The 17,471-nt window shown below is 47.4% G+C and carries 17 protein-coding genes; all 17 read right to left on the bottom strand.

Going from position 1 to position 17,471, the window contains the following annotated elements; all coding sequences use genetic code 11:
* Nucleotides 1-231 precede the first annotated feature (231 nt).
* Nucleotides 232-417: a DUF4250 domain-containing protein gene (locus DW657_RS10410; RefSeq protein WP_118312451.1), complete on the bottom strand. Its 186-nt coding sequence runs from the start codon at nt 415-417 to the stop codon at nt 232-234.
* A 137-nt stretch (nt 418-554) separates the two neighbouring features.
* Nucleotides 555-2,006: an NADH-quinone oxidoreductase subunit N gene (locus DW657_RS10405; protein ID WP_118312450.1), complete on the bottom strand. Its 1,452-nt coding sequence runs from the start codon at nt 2,004-2,006 to the stop codon at nt 555-557.
* Between the two features lie 15 nt (nt 2,007-2,021).
* A complete protein-coding gene (locus DW657_RS10400; protein ID WP_117663962.1) occupies nt 2,022-3,521 on the bottom strand; it encodes a NuoM family protein in 1,500 nt (499 codons plus the stop codon).
* A 33-nt stretch (nt 3,522-3,554) separates the two neighbouring features.
* Entirely contained in the window at nt 3,555-5,510 is a 1,956-nt protein-coding gene (nuoL, locus tag DW657_RS10395) for an NADH-quinone oxidoreductase subunit L (RefSeq protein WP_118312449.1), read from the bottom strand.
* A 6-nt stretch (nt 5,511-5,516) separates the two neighbouring features.
* Nucleotides 5,517-5,825, bottom strand: a complete 309-nt coding sequence (nuoK, locus tag DW657_RS10390; RefSeq protein WP_006846356.1) for an NADH-quinone oxidoreductase subunit NuoK — start codon at nt 5,823-5,825, stop codon at nt 5,517-5,519.
* On the bottom strand, nt 5,822-6,349 hold the full coding sequence (locus DW657_RS10385) for an NADH-quinone oxidoreductase subunit J (RefSeq protein ID WP_089542942.1): 528 nt from the start codon (nt 6,347-6,349) through the stop codon (nt 5,822-5,824). The genes nuoK and DW657_RS10385 overlap by 4 nt, the downstream gene beginning before the upstream one ends.
* A gap of 15 nt (nt 6,350-6,364) precedes the next feature.
* Nucleotides 6,365-6,895 (bottom strand): NADH-quinone oxidoreductase subunit I, encoded by a 531-nt coding sequence (locus tag DW657_RS10380; protein WP_089542943.1) that lies wholly within the window; start codon nt 6,893-6,895, stop codon nt 6,365-6,367.
* A gap of 34 nt (nt 6,896-6,929) precedes the next feature.
* On the bottom strand, nt 6,930-8,015 hold the full coding sequence (gene nuoH / locus DW657_RS10375) for an NADH-quinone oxidoreductase subunit NuoH (protein WP_118312448.1): 1,086 nt from the start codon (nt 8,013-8,015) through the stop codon (nt 6,930-6,932).
* Between the two features lie 2 nt (nt 8,016-8,017).
* Nucleotides 8,018-9,589, bottom strand: coding sequence for an NADH-quinone oxidoreductase subunit C (locus DW657_RS10370; RefSeq protein ID WP_118312447.1), 1,572 nt, complete (start codon nt 9,587-9,589; stop codon nt 8,018-8,020).
* A gap of 19 nt (nt 9,590-9,608) precedes the next feature.
* On the bottom strand, nt 9,609-10,334 hold the full coding sequence (locus DW657_RS10365) for an NADH-quinone oxidoreductase subunit B (protein WP_118312446.1): 726 nt from the start codon (nt 10,332-10,334) through the stop codon (nt 9,609-9,611).
* The gene (locus DW657_RS10360; RefSeq protein WP_089542947.1) at nt 10,325-10,675 is read right to left on the bottom strand and encodes an NADH-quinone oxidoreductase subunit A; all 351 of its coding nucleotides are present in this window, start codon (nt 10,673-10,675) and stop codon (nt 10,325-10,327) included. The genes DW657_RS10365 and DW657_RS10360 overlap by 10 nt, the downstream gene beginning before the upstream one ends.
* A gap of 247 nt (nt 10,676-10,922) precedes the next feature.
* Entirely contained in the window at nt 10,923-11,537 is a 615-nt protein-coding gene (locus tag DW657_RS10355; protein WP_089542948.1) for a deoxynucleoside kinase, read from the bottom strand.
* 26 nt (nt 11,538-11,563) lie between these two features.
* Nucleotides 11,564-12,181: a deoxynucleoside kinase gene (locus DW657_RS10350; protein WP_118312445.1), complete on the bottom strand. Its 618-nt coding sequence runs from the start codon at nt 12,179-12,181 to the stop codon at nt 11,564-11,566.
* 222 nt (nt 12,182-12,403) lie between these two features.
* Nucleotides 12,404-13,585, bottom strand: coding sequence for an AGE family epimerase/isomerase (locus DW657_RS10345; RefSeq protein ID WP_199658345.1), 1,182 nt, complete (start codon nt 13,583-13,585; stop codon nt 12,404-12,406).
* A gap of 4 nt (nt 13,586-13,589) precedes the next feature.
* A complete protein-coding gene (locus DW657_RS10340) occupies nt 13,590-14,933 on the bottom strand; it encodes an MFS transporter (protein ID WP_118312444.1) in 1,344 nt (447 codons plus the stop codon).
* Between the two features lie 118 nt (nt 14,934-15,051).
* Nucleotides 15,052-16,224, bottom strand: a complete 1,173-nt coding sequence (locus DW657_RS10335; protein ID WP_118312443.1) for a glycosidase — start codon at nt 16,222-16,224, stop codon at nt 15,052-15,054.
* Nucleotides 16,225-16,307: 83 nt separating this feature from the next.
* The gene (locus DW657_RS10330) at nt 16,308-17,468 is read right to left on the bottom strand and encodes a glycoside hydrolase family 26 protein (RefSeq protein WP_233546818.1); all 1,161 of its coding nucleotides are present in this window, start codon (nt 17,466-17,468) and stop codon (nt 16,308-16,310) included.
* Nucleotides 17,469-17,471 lie beyond the last annotated feature (3 nt).

Here is a 17,471-nt window from a genome sequence, read left to right as displayed (position 1 = left end):
GGCGTAGGAAATCATACCTATCGCAATCATTACATAGTCTTGTACAGACTTCCACAAGGGTCGAGGAGGTGTCATAGTTAATTAATAATTTACAATTTATATATTTTTTTTAAAGCTTTTGCCCTTACAGGGCGTTTTTAAATGCAATTATTTTACCCAGGGTGTTGCCCTGGGCTAGGAGCTTCTGCCCTTACAGGGCGTGCTGACTATACTTTTCTGGACGTGTGGGGTTTACCAGAATTTCTTCTGCTGCTCTGACCACTCAAAGCCTTGGGTAGCCATTTTGGTTTCTAATGCTGCACGATTCACATTGAAGTGATTACAAATCTCATCGAGTGTATCAAACTCGTGATCACGAAGCAGGAAGTTGATGGCACTTACCAGCATCGGAACATCATTCATCGGTAACTTATCCATTTTTTATAATGTTTAATATTTACTTGGAGGCACCATGCCTCTAATCGGGTGCAAAGGTACAGCTATTTTTAGACAATACAAAAAAAATCCCAGCAATCTTTTACCGATTGCTGGGATTTTTATAAATTATTGATTATTTATGCATTCGCTGCAACTGAAATCCAGTCGAATACGAATGAGCAAATACCGAATGCTACGATACCTACTGTACAGATAGCAAGCGCCAACTTGGTTGAGAATGCGCTCTGGAAAGTAGGAAGCGGATTGTCGCTGTGCTTGATGAACATTGCCTTCACGATGAGCAGATAGTAGTACAAGCTCAATACTGTGTTAACCAAGGCAATGAATACGACGCCGTATGCCCAACCACCGAGGGTGGTATGGATATCAGCTCCCTGTACCGCTGCCATGAACACGAAGAACTTAGAGAACATACCTGCAAATGGAGGAATACCACCCAATGAGAACAATGCCAAAGTCATCAGGAATGCCAGACGTGGATTGGTCTTGTACAAACCATTGTAGCTATCCATCTGAACAGTTCCGTTGTTGTGCTCCTCGATAGAAGCGATGATGGCGAAGACACTCAGGTTGGCTACTACGTAAATCAATACATAGTAAGTCAGGGCTGTAACGCTCATCGCTGAGTTGCCTACCACTGCCAACATGATGTAACCTGCCTGAGAGATAGAAGAGAATGCCATGAAACGCTTCAGGTCGCTCTGACGGATGGCAAACAGGTTGGCGATAGTGATAGAAAGAACAATCACGATGTAGAGCAATACGGTCCAGTACTCTACCATTGGCTGGAACACCTTCATGAGGATGGCGCAGAGTGTGAACGCTGCAGCACCCTTAGATACTACTGACAGATAACCTGTAACAGTAGTTGGTGCACCCTGGTATGAATCGGCAGTCCAGAAGTGGAAAGGAACCAAGGAAATCTTGAAGCCCAGACCACTGAAGAAGAATACCATACCAGCGATGGTCAATGGAGACGCAGTGATGACGTTAGCCATATCCTCGAAGTACAAAGTACCACAAGCTGCATAGAGCAGAGAGATACCGTAGATCATCACACCGCTAGAGAAAGTAGCGGTCAAAACGAACTTGGCACCTGCCTCAGCAGAATTGTGACGGTACTTATCGAATGCTACCAAGCAAGCCATTGGCACGGATGCCATTTCGAGGCCGAGGAAGAACAGGAGGAAGTGGTTGGCACTTACCATCATGTTCATACCGAGCAAGGTAGAGATAATCAACATATAGAACTCACCCTCCTTGAAGGCTGTGTCCTTACGGCTCAACCACTCCTTGGCCTGTACCATCACGATGAGGGTACCCAAAGCCAGGATAGTCTTCAAGACACCGGCAGCAGGACCTGTGGTGTACATGCCGCCAAATGCCTCTGCGGCTTCTGTAGGGTAGATGTTGAAGCAGATGTGAGCCAGCATCAAGAGACATACCAGAGGATTGAACCACTTACGGTCTGCGCTCTTGGAACTGCAGAAGTCAGCAATAAAAGTGATCAACAGAACTACCATCAAGGAAGCTTCTGGAAACATATTTAAAAATTGACTGTAATTCATTTCTTCTGATATTTATTACATGATTACACTAAAGATAGGACCTACAGCGTCCATGATAATCTCCTCTGCCCAGAGTGGGAACATACCGAGACCTGCAACGCAGGCGATCAGACCTGCTACAGCGATACGCTCGTCCCAGGTAGCATCGTGGAGCTTCTCCAACTTTGGATTAGGAACCTTCTGATAAAGAATCTTACCAACACAACGCAGGATGTAAACCGCTGTCACTACGATTGAGGTACAAGCGATGATGGTACATACGCGATGGAATGTATCTGCATTCTGGAATGAACCTACGAAGATGGTCATCTCGGCTACGAAACCTGAGAAACCTGGCAAACCGAGGTTAGCCAAACCTGCTACCGCATAACCTACAGAGAGGAATGGGATGATCTTCATCAAACCACCCAGGTAACGTACGTCACGTGTACCAGCCTGATGGTAAATCATACCGATAACGGCGAAGAAGAGGGCGGTCATCAAACCGTGAGACAACATCTGGAGGATTGCACCAGTAGCAGCAGTCTCAGTCATCATACAGAGAGCGAAGAGCACCATACCACAGTGAGATACTGATGAGTAAGCGTTGATGTACTTCAAGTCGGTCTGTACACAAGCTGACAAAGCACCATATACGATAGAGATGGTAGTCAGCACGAGGAATACCTTGATCCAGAATCCGTGAGTAGCAGCTGGCAAGAGGAACATGGCGATACGGAAGCAACCGTAACCACCAAGCTTCATCAATACACCGGCGTGCAACATAGATACGGCTGTTGGCGCACTTGCGTGACCGTCAGGAGACCATGTATGGAATGGGAACAGCGCACCGAGGATACCGAAACCGATGAAGAGCAATGGGAAGAACACGTTCTGTACGCTCTCAGGAATCGCATGAGCACCATTGGTATGGTGAGCGATATCCAGGATTTCGAAGGTCTGAGCACCACTGTAGAAGTAGATACCCAAGATACCGATAATCAAAAGTGCAGAACCACCCATCAACATCAAGGTCAACTTCATGGCAGAATACTCCTTCGCACCACTACCCCATACACCAATCAAGAGGTACATAGGAATCAGCGCTACCTCATAGAACATGAACATGGTGAACATGTCGATAGAGATGAAGAAGCCATATACACCGATGCTCAAGAGGGTGAACCAGAGGAAGTATTCCTTCTTCATTGGTTCCATCTGCCAGGAAGCAAATGTACCGGTGAACACGATGATGGATGTCAAGAGAATCATCACCACTGAGATACCATCCACACCAAGTGAATAGTTGATGTGCAATGGTTCAAACCAAGGCACACAGTAGGTGAAGAGCATCGGAGCTTGGTCGGCTGGCATTGTCTCACGAGCTTCGAGAAATGCAAACACCAAATAGATGGAGAGTGCGAGCAATACGCTGGCACCGGCTACCATCACACCACGAACCTGCTTGTCGTTGCGTGCCAACCAAAGGCCGAGCAACATCAGGAGTGGTACTATGACGAATATACTTAAATTCATTTCTTTTCTATTTACTTAATTGTGAGACATTCATTAAAGAAGAGCGAGCAGACACAGGGTCAATGCCACTGTACCGGTGAGGAACCAGATAGCATAGCTGCGTACATCGCCACTCTGCCATGGACGGATAGTCTCGCCTGCCTCCTGTGCACCCCAAGCCATGAAGTTGAAGGTACCATCGATGACACGACGGTCGAACCATGCGATTGGCTTTGAGAACAGACCGAAGACAATCTTGTGAGTGAAGAACTGCCAAGCATCGTCGATATAGAAACGGTTCAACGCTGCCTTGTGCAACTTAGGCATTTTCTTAGCCAAAGCATCTGCCAATGGAGTCTTCTTAGGTGCATACATGTAAGTAGCCAGACCGATACCGATGATTGCAACAATCACAGATGTTGTTGCCACGCTCATGTCGATATGGATATCGTAGCTCTGACCTGTAGCAGATACGAAGTGACCGAAAGGAATCAGACCGCAGAGGCAAGAGATGATGGCGAGGAATACCAATGGACCCCACATCACGAATGGAACCTCCTGTGGCTTGCGACGGTTCTCTGGATCCAGCTCATAGTAGCTCTGTCCCCAGAAGATGACGTAGTAGAGACGGAACATGTAGAATGCTGTCATACCGGCTACCACGGTCATGAACCAGCCCATGAATGGAGAGAACTGGAAGCATGCTGAGATGATCTCATCCTTTGACCAGAAACCTGCGAATGGAGGAATACCTGCAATCGCCAAGCAACCGATGAGGAAGCAGATGTTGGTAATAGGCATGTACTTGTGCAGACCGCCCATGTACTCCTTGAAGTTACTGCCGATGATGACGATGATGGCACCAGAGCAGAGGAAGAGCAATGCCTTGAACATAGCGTGGGTAAACAGGTGGAAGATACCAGCCATGTAACCCAAACCACCGTGGTGGTTATCTACTGCGAAGCAGACACCGAGCGCTACGAGCATGTAAGCAATCTGAGAGATAGTAGAGAAAGCCAGACCACGCTTGATATCACGCTGGCAGCAAGCTACAGCTGCTGCATAGAATGCGGTGAAGGCTGCAATGTAAGCCACATAGTGCAATGCCTCAGGAGCATACTGTACCCAGATTGGGAAGAGGCTGGCTACCTGATATACACCGGCTACAACCATGGTAGCGGCGTGGATCAACGCAGAAACAGGTGTTGGACCCTCCATCGCATCTGGCAACCAGATATGCAATGGGAACATCGCACTCTTACCGGCACCACCGACGAACATGAGGAACAACGCTGTTGGCATGACCCAAGCTGCACCTGCCAAAGCAGAGTTGAGCTCTGGCTGAGCATTCAAGTCGTAGTTGAAGGTTCCTACGTAGAAGCTGTAGAACAGGATACCGATGAGGAAGAAGAGGTCAGCGAAACGAGTAACGATGAACGCCTTCTTGCTGGCATGTACTGCAGCATGCTTTGGATAGTAGAAACCGATGAGCAGGTATGAGCACACACCCACCAACTCCCAGAACAGATACATCTGGAAGATGTTAGTAGCTACTACCAAGCCCAACATTGACATGGTGAAGAGGCTCAGGTAAGCGTAGAAACGCTGCATACCCTTCTCATATTCCTCAACCTTGTAGTTTTCATCACGCTCTGCCATATAGCCGAAGCTGTAGATGTGAACCATGAAGCTGACGGTGGTAATCACGATGAGCATCAATACAGAGATTGGGCTCAGGCGGAAACCGATGTTGAAGGTGAGCAACTCAGTAAACTTCAACCATGTGAAATTAAATACGGTAACAGTTGGGTACATACCTGTAGAGGCATCACGACCCACTGCAAAGAAGTACTCGTATGCTGTATAGACAGACATGGCGAATACACAGCCCATCAATACGGTACCGATGAGTGCTGCTACCGGTCTTTTCATCTTCATACCCACAAGTCCCAGAACCAGGAAGCTCAGGAATGGCAGAAGAAGTATCAAAAATGCATAATTGTATTCCATTGTCTTTTAGAATTTCATGTTTTCAATACTGTTCACCTGGTCACTGTGATAGTTGCGGTAAACGTTGATAATAATAGCGAGCGCTACGGCTGTCTCGGCTGCTGCTACTCCGATAGAGAACAATGTGAAGAAGAAACCTTCCAACTGTCCAGGGAAGAGGATGCGGTTGAACACAGCGAAGTTCAAATCGGCAGCATTCAATACAAGCTCGATGGAGATGAGCATAGCTACGAGGTTACGGCGTGTACAGAAGCCATAGACTCCGATGAAGAACAAGAGTGCTGAGAGCACGAAGAAATATTGTACTGGAATCATTTCTTATCCTCCTTTCTTGCGATTAAGATACCACCGATGATACATGCCAACAGGAATACGGAGATGAACTCGAATGGCAATACATAGCCATACTTGTCTGCACCTACCAGGGCAGAACCTACCTGCTCCATTGGCACCTCGGTGTCGGCTACAGATGCAGCCATATCAATAAAGTGATTCTTCAACACGATGACTGCCAAGGTGACGAAACCTACGAGGCAGACAAGTGCGCGGCCCAAGATCTTGCTACCCTTGACATGCTCCAGGAGACCCTGAAGGGTACGCTTGGATACCAACTGGATAGCGAAGACGTAGAGGATGGTGATACCGCCGGCATATACTGAAATCTGAGCAGCACCCAGATAGGTATAGTCGAGCAGGAAGAACATGCCTGCAATACCGAAGAGCACGAACAACAGGAAGGTTGCCGCACGCATGATACGCTTGGTAGCTACGCACATGATGGCTGAGCCAAGGATGACTACTGCCAAGATGACGAACATAAATAAATTAGCTGTTATCATTGTCTAATGTCCTCCTTACTTAGTCTTGGTGTTAAACTTACCGATTTCCAATGGTGCACCACCCTCGATGAGGTTTGGAAGGCTACCGCCCTTATATACCTCCTTGTCAAGGTGCATCACCAACTTGTTGCGGTCGAAGACTGCATTCTCGAAATCGTTGACAAACTTGATTGCACCGAAGTTACATGCGTTAACACAGAGCTCGCAGAACATGCAGTCGCCCAAGTCGTACTGGTAATCCACCAACTTGCGCTTCTTCTTGCCGGTCTCTGGATCCTCTACCATCTCGGTCTGAATCTTGATGGTATCGTTAGGGCATGACTTCTCACACAATGTACAACCCACACACTTGTAAGCCTCGTTCTCATCACGAACAAAGACCAGGCGTCCACGGAAACGTGGAGAGATGTGGAGTGTAGTCTTGCGGTTCTCAGGATACTGCTCTGTGCTCTTTGGTGTGAAGTACTCCTTCATGGTGACCTTCATACCAGTAGCGAGGGTCTTCAAACCCGCTGCAATACCGCCGAAATATGAATTGTTAGACATACTTTCTTATTATTATAATAATGTGTATTAAAGATTATCCGTGGATTCCGAATGCTACGCACACGGTCATCAAGATCAGGATGACCAGTGACAATGGCATCAGATACTTCCACTCCAACTTCAGGATCTGGTCGATACGCAGACGTGGGAATGTCCAGCGTACCCACATCAGGAGCCATACCACCGCGAAGGTCTTACCGAAGAACCAGATGAAACCTGGGATGAGGTTCATCAGATTGTCGAAGCCCTCGATACCGATGTTCAATGGCGCCCAACCACCGAGGAATACGGTAGAAGCGATACCAGAAATCACGAAGAGGTTAAGGTACTCAGCCAGGTAGTAGAAACCGAAACCCATACCTGAATACTCAGTGTGGTAACCGGCGGTCAACTCACTCTCAGCCTCAGCCAAGTCGAAAGGACCACGGTTAGCCTCAGCGTTACCTGCTACGAGGAACACCAGGAAAGCCAGGATTGCTGGCACATGGCCCTTGATAATCAACCAGTTCCAAGCACCAGTCTGTGCCTCAACGATACCGCTTACCTGCATGGTTCCGGTGAGAACTACTGCAGAAATCAAACAGAGGCAGAGTGACATCTCGTAAGAAATCATCTGTACGGCACCACGCATGGCAGAAACCACAGAGTACTTGTTGTTAGATGCCCAACCAGCGAGGAACACACCCAGCACACCGATAGAACTTACGGCTGTGATGAGGAATACACCTACGTTGAAGTCAAGAATATGAGCTCCCTTGTTCCATGGAAGGAATGAGAAAGTACCTACAGAGGCAATGATCACGAGGAATGGTGCCATGTAGTAGAGCAGCTTGTCAGCTCTATCCACGGCGAAGATCTCCTTGATCAACATCTTGAGCACGTCGGCGAATACCTGGAAGATACCCCAAGGACCTACACGCATAGGGCCGAGACGGCACTGGAAGTAGGCACACACCTTACGCTCCATGAAGATAAGTACGATAGCAATGAGGGCGTATGCTGTCAAAATGCAGATACCCACGAGCACGCACTCAATCAGAATCGACAGGAAGTCGCCCAGACCCAAGGTCTGGCGAAGCAGATTGTCAATGAATGTTGTTACTATACTAAAATCAAACATAATTATCTATCAATATCAGGGATTACGAAATCGATTGCTGCACCTGTAGTGATGAGGTCGGCGATCTTCTGACCACGGAGCATTGGGTCCAAGGCTCCTGTGAGTGAGAGACCCATCGGACGCATCTTCATACGGTATGGACTCTTGTCACCCTTTGAGTCGAGATATACACCAAACTCGCCGCTGGCACCCTCTACAGAGAAGTACCACTGTCCCTCTGGAACCTTGATGATTGGCTTCTGCTTGATGTAGTACTCACCCTCTGGAATGTTGTCGATCAACTGCTCGATGATGTCCAAGCTCTGATACAACTCCTGGATGTGTACATAGTAACGATCCATTGAATCGCAACCGGTAAGGGTGATTTCCTTCCACTCTACCTTGTCGTACATATCGTATGGATGACGCTTGCGGGTATCGTTCTTCCAACCTGAAGCACGACCGGCAGGACCAGTTACGGCATAGTTGATACAATCCTCAAGATTCATTGGACCTACGCCTTCGAGACGGTTGTGAGTAATCACGTTGTCGCCGAATACGTCGAGGTACTCCTGAATCATCGGACGGAGATACTTGCAGAGGGTCTTCACGTTCTGAACGAAGTTAGGGTCGATATCTGCCTGAAGGCCACCGATACGGTAGTAGTTCTGGATCAGACGGCCACCAGTGGTCTCCTCCATGACGTTCAATACGTGCTCACGGTCGCGCATGCAGTAGAGGAATGCGGTCAAGGCACCCAAGTCCTGTGCGGTACAGCCGAGATAGAGCAAGTGTGAGTCGATACGCTGCAACTCATCCATGATGGTACGGATGTAGCGGATACGGTCTGAGAGTTCGATACCCATCGCCTCCTCGATAACGCCTACCAGAGCGTGGCGGTGCATCATCGCAGAGAGATAGTTCAGACGGTCGGTCAATGCCAAGGTCTGAGGATAGGTCATGCTCTCCCACATCTTCTCGATACCACGGTGGATATAACCGAGGTGTGGATAGATGCGCTTCACAGTCTCACCATCGATAACGGTCTGCAGACGGAGCACACCATGGGTAGATGGGTGGTTAGGACCGATGTTGACAACATACTCATCCTCGTCGAAGCGACGCTTCTCTGTAGCAACCAAGTGACCATCCTCGCTCAGGGAGTACTCCATGGTGAAGTCATCCTCAGGCTCATCAGTGCAAGGGAACTTGTTGGCATCAGGGCTCATATCGAAGTCCTTGCGCAATGGATAGCCCTGGAAATCTGTGCGGAGGAAAAGACGGCGCATGTCTGGGTGACCCAAGAACTTGATGCCTACGAAATCGAATACCTCACGCTCCAGGAGGTCAGCCACCTTCCAAAGGTTAATAACTGTAGGAATCACATCACTGCCATCCACCTTCTTGGCGATGGTCTTTACTGAGCAGCGCTCGCTGGTCTGAGTATTCTCGAGAATATAGATACATCCGAGACCTTCCTCACCGAAGTCTTCACCGATGATGGTAACAAGGTAGTCGAAATGCTTCTCGTTCTTCAACTTCGCCATTTCTGAGGCGAAATTATCAAAACTCAATTCAATATTATTCAGTTTCATGTTCTTATACCTTATTATATTAATCAGTTAGACCTTTCTGAGGGTCGAAATCCTCAGGTACTTCAGTTACGATGATAGGCTCCTTGTGTCCGAGCTTCTCGCTGTCAGAGAGGTTCTCGTTGCTCAAGCCGCGAAGACCACCCTTGCTCATAGAGAGATCCTTCTCATCCTGAGTCATCTTGTGGTTAGCACCACCGAAGAATTTCTCAACCTTTACCTTACGCTGCAACTGCATCATACCGTAAAGAATTGCCTCAGGGCGTGGAGGACAGCCAGGGATGTAAACATCCACAGGAACCAACTCGCTGATACCACGAACCACATTGTAGCTCTTCTTGAACGGACCGCCAGAGATGGCGCATCCACCCACAGCTACCACATACTTTGGCTCAGCCATTTCATCATACAAACGCTTGAACACAGGTGCCATCTTATTGGTGATAGTACCGGCACACATGATCAAGTCTGCCTGGCGTGGAGAGTTACGGGTTACCTCGAAACCGAAACGGGAGAAGTCGTAACGGGCACAACCTACAGCCATGAACTCGATACCACAGCAAGAAGTACCGAAGGTCAATGACCAGAGTGAGTTACTACGTCCCCAGTTGATGGCAGCATCGAGTGAACCGACTACCACGTTAGCACCACCCTCATTGAGCTCCTGCGCAATCTTTTCGAGGGTGTCATTGTCCTTAAACTCGTCGTAAGGAATACTCTTGATAGAGGCTCTTTTGTTTACTTCCATTCCAATGCTCCTTTCCGCCAAGCGTATGCAAGGCCAAATACCAATACCAACAGGAAGAACCCGATGCTCACGAGAGCCATTGGTCCAAACTGCTTAACTACAACTGCCCATGGGTAAAGCATTACAGTCTCGATGTCAAACATCAGGAAAAGGATGGCGAAGAGATAGTAGCCGATGTGTGATGGCAACCAGGAGCTGCCACGTGTCGGAATACCACACTCAAAAGGTTCACCCTTTACCGGATTGTATGAACGAGGACCGATCAACTTTGCGATGACATAAGCAGCCACCACCAAGGTTACAGCCGTCAGCAAAACGGTGATAAATAGTGTAAAGTTCATAAAAATTTTTATAACGTTATTTTTGTTTAATTGCTTCTAAGCGGCTGCAAAGGTAGCAAATATTTCTGAAAGAATATAATTTTTAATGTTAAATGTTAAATATCGGGCAAAAAAAAGGTTATTAGATGCAAAAATAGGTTGTATCGGGCATGTATCCGACTGTATATGGATACACATTCGCCAGTGGCGGACAGGCATCCGACACTGGCGAATATACGTTGTTTCTGTTATTGAATAAGCCAAACTATTATTTGAATAAGCCAAACAATTCGGCATCGATGAGATCGGTAACCTTTCGGAAATCCTCAGGATTATCGGCAAACTCCAAGGTATCGCCATCGATGATGATGAGTCGGCCCTTGTAATCCTTGATCCATTCCTCGTAACGGTTGTTCAAGCCCTGGAGATAGTCGATGCGGATGCTCTTCTCGAAATCTCTGCCTCGCTTCTCAATGTGCTTCACTAGGGTCGGGATACTGCTCTTGATGTAAATCATCAGGTCTGGAAGCTTCACCAGACTGATCATCAAATCGAAGAGATCGGTATAGTTCTTGAAATCCCTGTCGCTCATCATGCCGATATCGTGGAGATTTGGGGCAAAGATGCGCGCATCCTCGAAGATGGTTCTATCCTGCACGATGGTCTGCTCCGAACGGGAAATCTCCACCACATCGTGGAATCGCTTGTTCAGAAAGTAAATCTGAAGATTGAACGACCATCGCTCCATATCCTTGTAATAATCGGCAAGGTATGGATTGTTATCTACCGGCTCGAAGTTTGCCTTCCAGCCATATCTCTTGGCAAGCATCTTGGTCAAGGTAGTCTTGCCGCTTCCTATATTTCCAGCTATTGCTATATGCATTTTATTACTTTTTTACGTTTTTACTTTTAAGAGAAGAGGCCGAAGAGCTTGGCATCTATCTTGTCGATGATATCTCCAAACTGCTTGGGATTATGCTCGAAGTCTAGGTTATCCACCTCTACTACCAGCACCCTACCCTTATACTTGTTCATGATGAAATCATCGTAGAGAAGATTGATTCCCTCGAGATAATCGATAGGCATCTTCTGCTCGTAATCACGACCTCGCTTCTGAATATTCTTCACAAGATGAGGTACAGAAGAACGGAGATAAATCATCAGTTCCGGCATCTCAACCACTTCCATCATCGACTCGAAGAGTTCCATATAGGTATCGAAGTCGCGCTGGTCCATATTACCCATCTTTCTATTATTGGCTGCAAAGACATACACGCCCTCAAAAATGGTACGATCCTGAATGACAGTCTCCTTACAATGCTGAATCTCAAGCAGATTCTTGAATCGCTGCTTCAGATAGAAGACCTCCATATTGAGAGCCCATCGGGGGATGTCCTTGTAATAGTCATCGATGTAGGGATTCTCTGCCACTGGCTCCAAGTACTGTTTCCAGCCATAATGCTTGGAGAGCATCTTGGTAAGCGTGGTCTTTCCACTACCGATATTTCCTGCTACTGCTATGTACATTTTTTCTTATATTGAGTATTGAATCTTGAATACAGAATGAGGCTGGCTCCAGGCAAGTCCCAATTCTACAGACTGCAAATATACAATATTTATTCGGAATAAACAAAAAAAGTCTCACAGTTTTCACAAATTACGCAAATTATTCTCCGGAAAGAAGAAAAACCGCGTAAGCAGTGAAAGCTGCAAGACTCAACCTAACAATCAACTATACCTATGAATATTCTAATATTCACGCTCTATCAGTTCGAGACACATTCTAGAGTTGTGATAAGGGCACTTCCAGAAGCCCGCCTTATCATCTTCCTTATTCACCGTACCATCTTCGAGGATAGCCCAGTGCCACTCTCCGTTCTGCAGATCCAGGAGATGCTTTGCCACATAGTTCCAGCAACGGATGGCCACTTCGAGATTCTCATCCGTACGGAAATACTGATAGAGATCGATATGACCGATGATATTCTCGCACTGTACCCACCACTGGCGCTGGAGATCAAACCGATCACCATCCTTCCAATGCTCATATACCATGCTTCCATCAGGGCGCAAGCCCTCATCAGCAGCATCGGCAATGCGGCGGATGATGCGTTCTATCCTATGGAGTACTTCCTTATCGCCCAAGACGAGCGCTGTTTCGTGGAGCAGCCAGGATGCCTCGATATCGTGACCGTAACTCTCAATGTTTCTCTTACCTTCCCACTCATCATTGAAGAAGAGGTCGAGATGATAGGTCTCCTGATTGAGCAACTTATCGGTAAAGATATCCAGGAGATTGCGGATGCTCTTTTCCAGCTCTTCGGTCTTCCACACACGATAGAGATTGGTATAAGGCTCGATGATATGCAGATGGGTATTCATGGTACGGGAACCATTCTCATCCTTATCAGAGAGTCGCATATCTGCGATAGGCTGCCATTCACGGGTCAGCGCCTCAATATATCCATTGTTCTTGGCATCGAAGGCATGCTTTTCGATGTCGTGATAAAGCGAGATGGCAATATCCAGCGCTTCCTTGTCACCTGTAGCACGCGCATACTCGGAGAATCCGTAGATGGCAAAGCCGATGGCATAGGTCTGCTTCTTGGTATCAAGCGGATTGCCCTTGTAATCAACACTCCAGTAGATGCCACCATATTCCTTATCCAGGAAATGATCACGCACATACTCCTTGGCACGGGTTGCTGCCTCCAGATACTCTGGCTTCTTCAATACCCTGTAGGCTGCAGAAAAGGCCCACAGGATACGGGCATTCATTACTGCACCTTTCTCGGCTTCAGGATGTACCTGGTCGTTGCCATCGACACGTCCATAGAAGCCACCATTCTCTTCATCCTTTACCTTGTGAATCCAATAGTTGAGGATGTTGTTTTCCAACACATCCTTCATTGCTTTTTTCAGATTTTCCATATTATTACTTTTTTATAGGGAACTTCCAAGCAAGAACCATCAGCAGGAATGCGATGAATGCTGGGAAAAGACTGAACAAAGACCACACCATGGTGAGCACAGAATCGGTGACACTGGCTGGATCAATCATGGTATTACCCATCTTGTCGGTAATCATATTGGCACCCGCCCAACCCAGGAAAAGGGCGATGAGCGAACCGGAAATAGCTGTACCAAACTTCTGGCTCATGGTACCTGAGGAGAAGATGAGACCAGTAGCTGAGGTTCCGAAATGATCGGTATGATAATCGGCTACATCGGCATACATAGACCACAACAGTGGCGAATAGATACCGATACCTACAGAGGTCAACACCACGAGGGCTATCATCACCCAGATATATGCAGGATCCATCGGGATAAAGAAGAATGCCAATGAAAGTATCAGACAGAGGGTTGCTGCCCAGAAGAATGCCATCCGCTTGCTGCCTACTACACGGGTGAACCAAGGTGAAACTCCTCCGAAAATCATACAGGTTACCTCACCGAACGCCATGAACACCGTGTAGTTGATGATCAATCCCTCGATGGTGACATTGCCATGCAGACAGTAATCGAACATATAACCCGCTACTGCATAGCGGAAACCATTGAAGAAGTTGGTACATACGGCAATGGCGGTCATATAGAGCCAAGCCTTGTTGTGTACCAGGTCGGCAAACTGGCGGAAGGAGAACTTCTCTGCTCTCTTCGGCTTCAGCCGCTCCTTGGTAAGAAGACCGCAAGCCAGGGTCATCACGGCTGCAACGACACCCAGGATGGCACCGATAACAGCATACTGATGGGTAGCAGTACCGCCCACCATCTCCTGAAGATATGGGAAAGAGAGCAAGGTGGCGAATCCCATCGCATAGGCACCCACCATACGGAAGGATGAGAACTGGTTCTTCTCGTCATCATCCTCGGTCATCACACCGAGCAGGGAACCATAAGGTACATTCACCATCGTATATATCGCCATCATCAGAAGATAGAGGGCATAGGCATAGATACGCTTGCCCACCGGACCGAAATCAGGCGTATAGAGCAGGAGCGCGAAAACCAATCCGAAAGGAACGGCTCCATAAATCAACCAGGGACGATAGGTACCGAAGCGGCTCTGTGTACGGTCGGCAAGACTACCCATCAGAGGGTCGGTCACCACATCAAACATACGAGCCACCAACATCAGCACGGCAGCATCGGCAAAAGAGAGTCCGAAGACATTGGTAAAAAACAGAGGGAAAGCGATAGACATCACCTTCCAAACGATACCGCCAGCAGCGGCATCGCCCAAAGCATAAGCAACTTTTTCCTTTAAACTAGCCATTTTTACTTTGAACTTTGAATTTTGAACATTGAACTTTACGAAAAAGGGATTCCGCCCTCGTCCATATTAAGAATACGGACGAAGGTTGAGAATCCCTACAATCTTAATACCTTGACACCTATTTACCTAAAGTCTTTTTATTTTTAGCCACCAAGTCCTTGATCTTCTCTACAGAGAACTGAGTGCGATAGTCATCCTTTGGAGTATTCATGCAGTAATCTACCAAACGGTCGATGGTAGAGGTAGCTACATGCATACGCGTATCAGAAGAAGCATAGTAGATAAATACCTTGCCATCCTCATCAGCAATCCAACCATTGGTGAACACTACGTTCATCACATCACCAATATACTCAGGACCTTCTGGTACGAGGAGGTATCCACCTGGTTCTGCGATGACCTCTGTAGGATCCTCGAGAGAGGTCATATACATATAGAGCACATAACGGAGACCACTGGCACAGCCACGAACACCGTGAGCGAGATGCAACCAGCCCTTTTCGGTCTTGATAGGATGAGGTCCCTCACCGTTCTTCACCTCCTGGATAGTGTGGTAGTGACGGGCATTGATGATTTTCTCTTCCTTGATCTCCGCATGGGTGATGTCATCTACCAATGCCCAACCGATACCACCGCCTGAACCTGTATCGATGAAACCATCCTGTGGACGGGTATAGAAAGCATATTTGCCATCTACAAACTCTGGATGAAGAACCACATTGCGCTGCTGACTCTTGGTCTTCAGGTCTGGAAGACGCTCCCAGTTTACCAAGTCCTTGGTACGTGCAATAGCTGCAGTAGCAGTAGCAGCACTCAGGTCGCCTGGCTGGTCATCATCGTGGCGCTCTGCACAGAACACACCATAGATATAGCCATCCTCATGGGCGGTGAGTCGCATATCATAGATATTGGTAGCAGGAATCACATCCTCAGGCATGGTGATAGGTTCATCCCAGAAACGGAAGTTATCGATACCATTAGGGCTCTCGGCTACAGCGAAGAAGCTCTTGCGGTCGGCACCCTCCACACGTACAACGAGGAGATACTTGCCGTTCCACTTGATAGCACCAGAGTTCAGCGTAGCATTCATCATGATGCGCTGCATCAGATATGGATTGCTCTTCTCATCGAAGTCGTAACGCCACTCCAGTGGAGTATGTTCTGCGGTGAGGATTGGGTTCTTATATTTCTCGTAGATACCGTTGCCCCACTCTACCGGTTCATTCTTGCGGCTCAACAATTCCTCGTGATGAGCACGGAGAGCCTTCACTTTTTCTTGAAATGTAGTCATAATATTTTTTACTTTGAACTTTAAACTTTGAACTTTGAACTTTATGATTAGTAAAGACTATTGAATTCTTCACTCTTCGTTCTTCACTTAACTTTCTTGATGTCTTTGACAAAAAGGACTTTCTTTTCGTTCTTGAATGCCTTGAAGTCATTGACGATGGCTCCATCACCTACTCCAGGGAGATAAGCCTCCTCCTGAGGTTTGTCCCAGGCATTGCGCCAGAAGAGCACATAGCTTACCTGATACTTCTGGAGAACAGGCCAAAGGGTCTTCGTAAACCAGTCTTTCTTCTGAGAGATTCCCCGGCAACCGGTTTCGGTGAGGGCAGGAATCTTACCCACCTTCTTTGCCGCTGCCATCATGACATCCAGGCTGGCAGAGAGATTCTGCTGATAGGCAGCATCATCGTTATCAAACTCATAGATATCGATGCCCACCATATCCACATACTGTTCTCCTGGGAAGCGCTCCAAGAAAGCTTCGACGGTCTTCTCGCTTCCGAGATTTGGCGACCATGCCCAAACGATGTTGCTGCACCCTGCTTTAGTAAGTCTGTGATAGGTATTTGCATAAAGTTGGTTGTATTGTGCAGGTGTGCAACTGTTGGCGCCCCACCAGAACCATCCGCCATTCATTTCATGCCATGGTCGGAAGATTACAGGAATGAGTTTGCCGTCATTAGTCTTGAGAGAAAGGATGAAGTCTGATACTTTTTTGAGCCAGCTGTCAAATTTCTGCTGCTGTGCACCTCCATCCAGGACGGCAACCACAGCATCTCCCTTTGGATCCCAGGCATTCTCGCCTGTTGCCGGATTCCAAGGATGCCAGCTCAAGGTAACGATTCCACCTCTTTTATACTGAGCGATGATTTCCTGGCGCATTCTGTCGAACGGAACACCATCCAGGTTCTCCTTGCTGTCGAGTTCTATCTTACCCAGATCGAATCCCATTACTGCGGGATAATCCCCAGTAGTAAGAAGCACATCGCTCTTTCCTTCATCCCATTTCCAGGTGGTACCATACACAGGGTCATCCTGATGACCCAACATAATACCCTTGTTTAATATTTTCTGCAGACGAATTTTCAGTTGTTCAGCTGGTGTTTTGCTGCAAACCTTTTTGTCTTTGCTGCAAGATGTACCTGCAGTCTGAACAGAAGCACCAGTGACACCATCTACCTGTGCCATAGCTCCCTGCATAGCCAGCAGACAAACAGCACTGATCAATATTCTTTTTCCTAACATAAA

It is taken from the genome of Prevotella sp. AM23-5 (genome assembly GCF_003473645.1).
GTDB classification, from domain to species: Bacteria; Bacteroidota; Bacteroidia; order Bacteroidales; family Bacteroidaceae; genus Prevotella; species Prevotella copri_A.
Note: the sequence above shows the minus strand (reverse complement) of the source record. Positions and strands in the feature narration are given on the sequence as shown.

What these genes read in the sequence shown, in the direction of transcription:
- nuoL (WP_118312449.1), bottom strand. Translation starts at nt 5,510, where the DNA reads ATGGAATACAATTATGCATTTTTGATACTTCTTCTGCCATTCCTGAGC.
- DW657_RS10330 (WP_233546818.1), bottom strand. Translation starts at nt 17,468, where the DNA reads ATGTTAGGAAAAAGAATATTGATCAGTGCTGTTTGTCTGCTGGCTATG.
- DW657_RS10405 (WP_118312450.1), bottom strand. Translation starts at nt 2,006, where the DNA reads ATGAATTACAGTCAATTTTTAAATATGTTTCCAGAAGCTTCCTTGATG.
- DW657_RS10355 (WP_089542948.1), bottom strand. Translation starts at nt 11,537, where the DNA reads ATGCATATAGCAATAGCTGGAAATATAGGAAGCGGCAAGACTACCTTG.
- nuoK (WP_006846356.1), bottom strand. Translation starts at nt 5,825, where the DNA reads ATGATTCCAGTACAATATTTCTTCGTGCTCTCAGCACTCTTGTTCTTC.
- nuoH (WP_118312448.1), bottom strand. Translation starts at nt 8,015, where the DNA reads ATGTTTGATTTTAGTATAGTAACAACATTCATTGACAATCTGCTTCGC.
- DW657_RS10400 (WP_117663962.1), bottom strand. Translation starts at nt 3,521, where the DNA reads ATGAATTTAAGTATATTCGTCATAGTACCACTCCTGATGTTGCTCGGC.
- DW657_RS10345 (WP_199658345.1), bottom strand. Translation starts at nt 13,585, where the DNA reads ATGGAAAATCTGAAAAAAGCAATGAAGGATGTGTTGGAAAACAACATC.
- DW657_RS10360 (WP_089542947.1), bottom strand. Translation starts at nt 10,675, where the DNA reads ATGAACTTTACACTATTTATCACCGTTTTGCTGACGGCTGTAACCTTG.
- DW657_RS10340 (WP_118312444.1), bottom strand. Translation starts at nt 14,933, where the DNA reads ATGGCTAGTTTAAAGGAAAAAGTTGCTTATGCTTTGGGCGATGCCGCT.
- DW657_RS10350 (WP_118312445.1), bottom strand. Translation starts at nt 12,181, where the DNA reads ATGTACATAGCAGTAGCAGGAAATATCGGTAGTGGAAAGACCACGCTT.
- DW657_RS10365 (WP_118312446.1), bottom strand. Translation starts at nt 10,334, where the DNA reads ATGGAAGTAAACAAAAGAGCCTCTATCAAGAGTATTCCTTACGACGAG.
- DW657_RS10385 (WP_089542942.1), bottom strand. Translation starts at nt 6,349, where the DNA reads ATGATAACAGCTAATTTATTTATGTTCGTCATCTTGGCAGTAGTCATC.
- DW657_RS10370 (WP_118312447.1), bottom strand. Translation starts at nt 9,589, where the DNA reads ATGAAACTGAATAATATTGAATTGAGTTTTGATAATTTCGCCTCAGAA.
- DW657_RS10380 (WP_089542943.1), bottom strand. Translation starts at nt 6,895, where the DNA reads ATGTCTAACAATTCATATTTCGGCGGTATTGCAGCGGGTTTGAAGACC.
- DW657_RS10410 (WP_118312451.1), bottom strand. Translation starts at nt 417, where the DNA reads ATGGATAAGTTACCGATGAATGATGTTCCGATGCTGGTAAGTGCCATC.
- DW657_RS10335 (WP_118312443.1), bottom strand. Translation starts at nt 16,224, where the DNA reads ATGACTACATTTCAAGAAAAAGTGAAGGCTCTCCGTGCTCATCACGAG.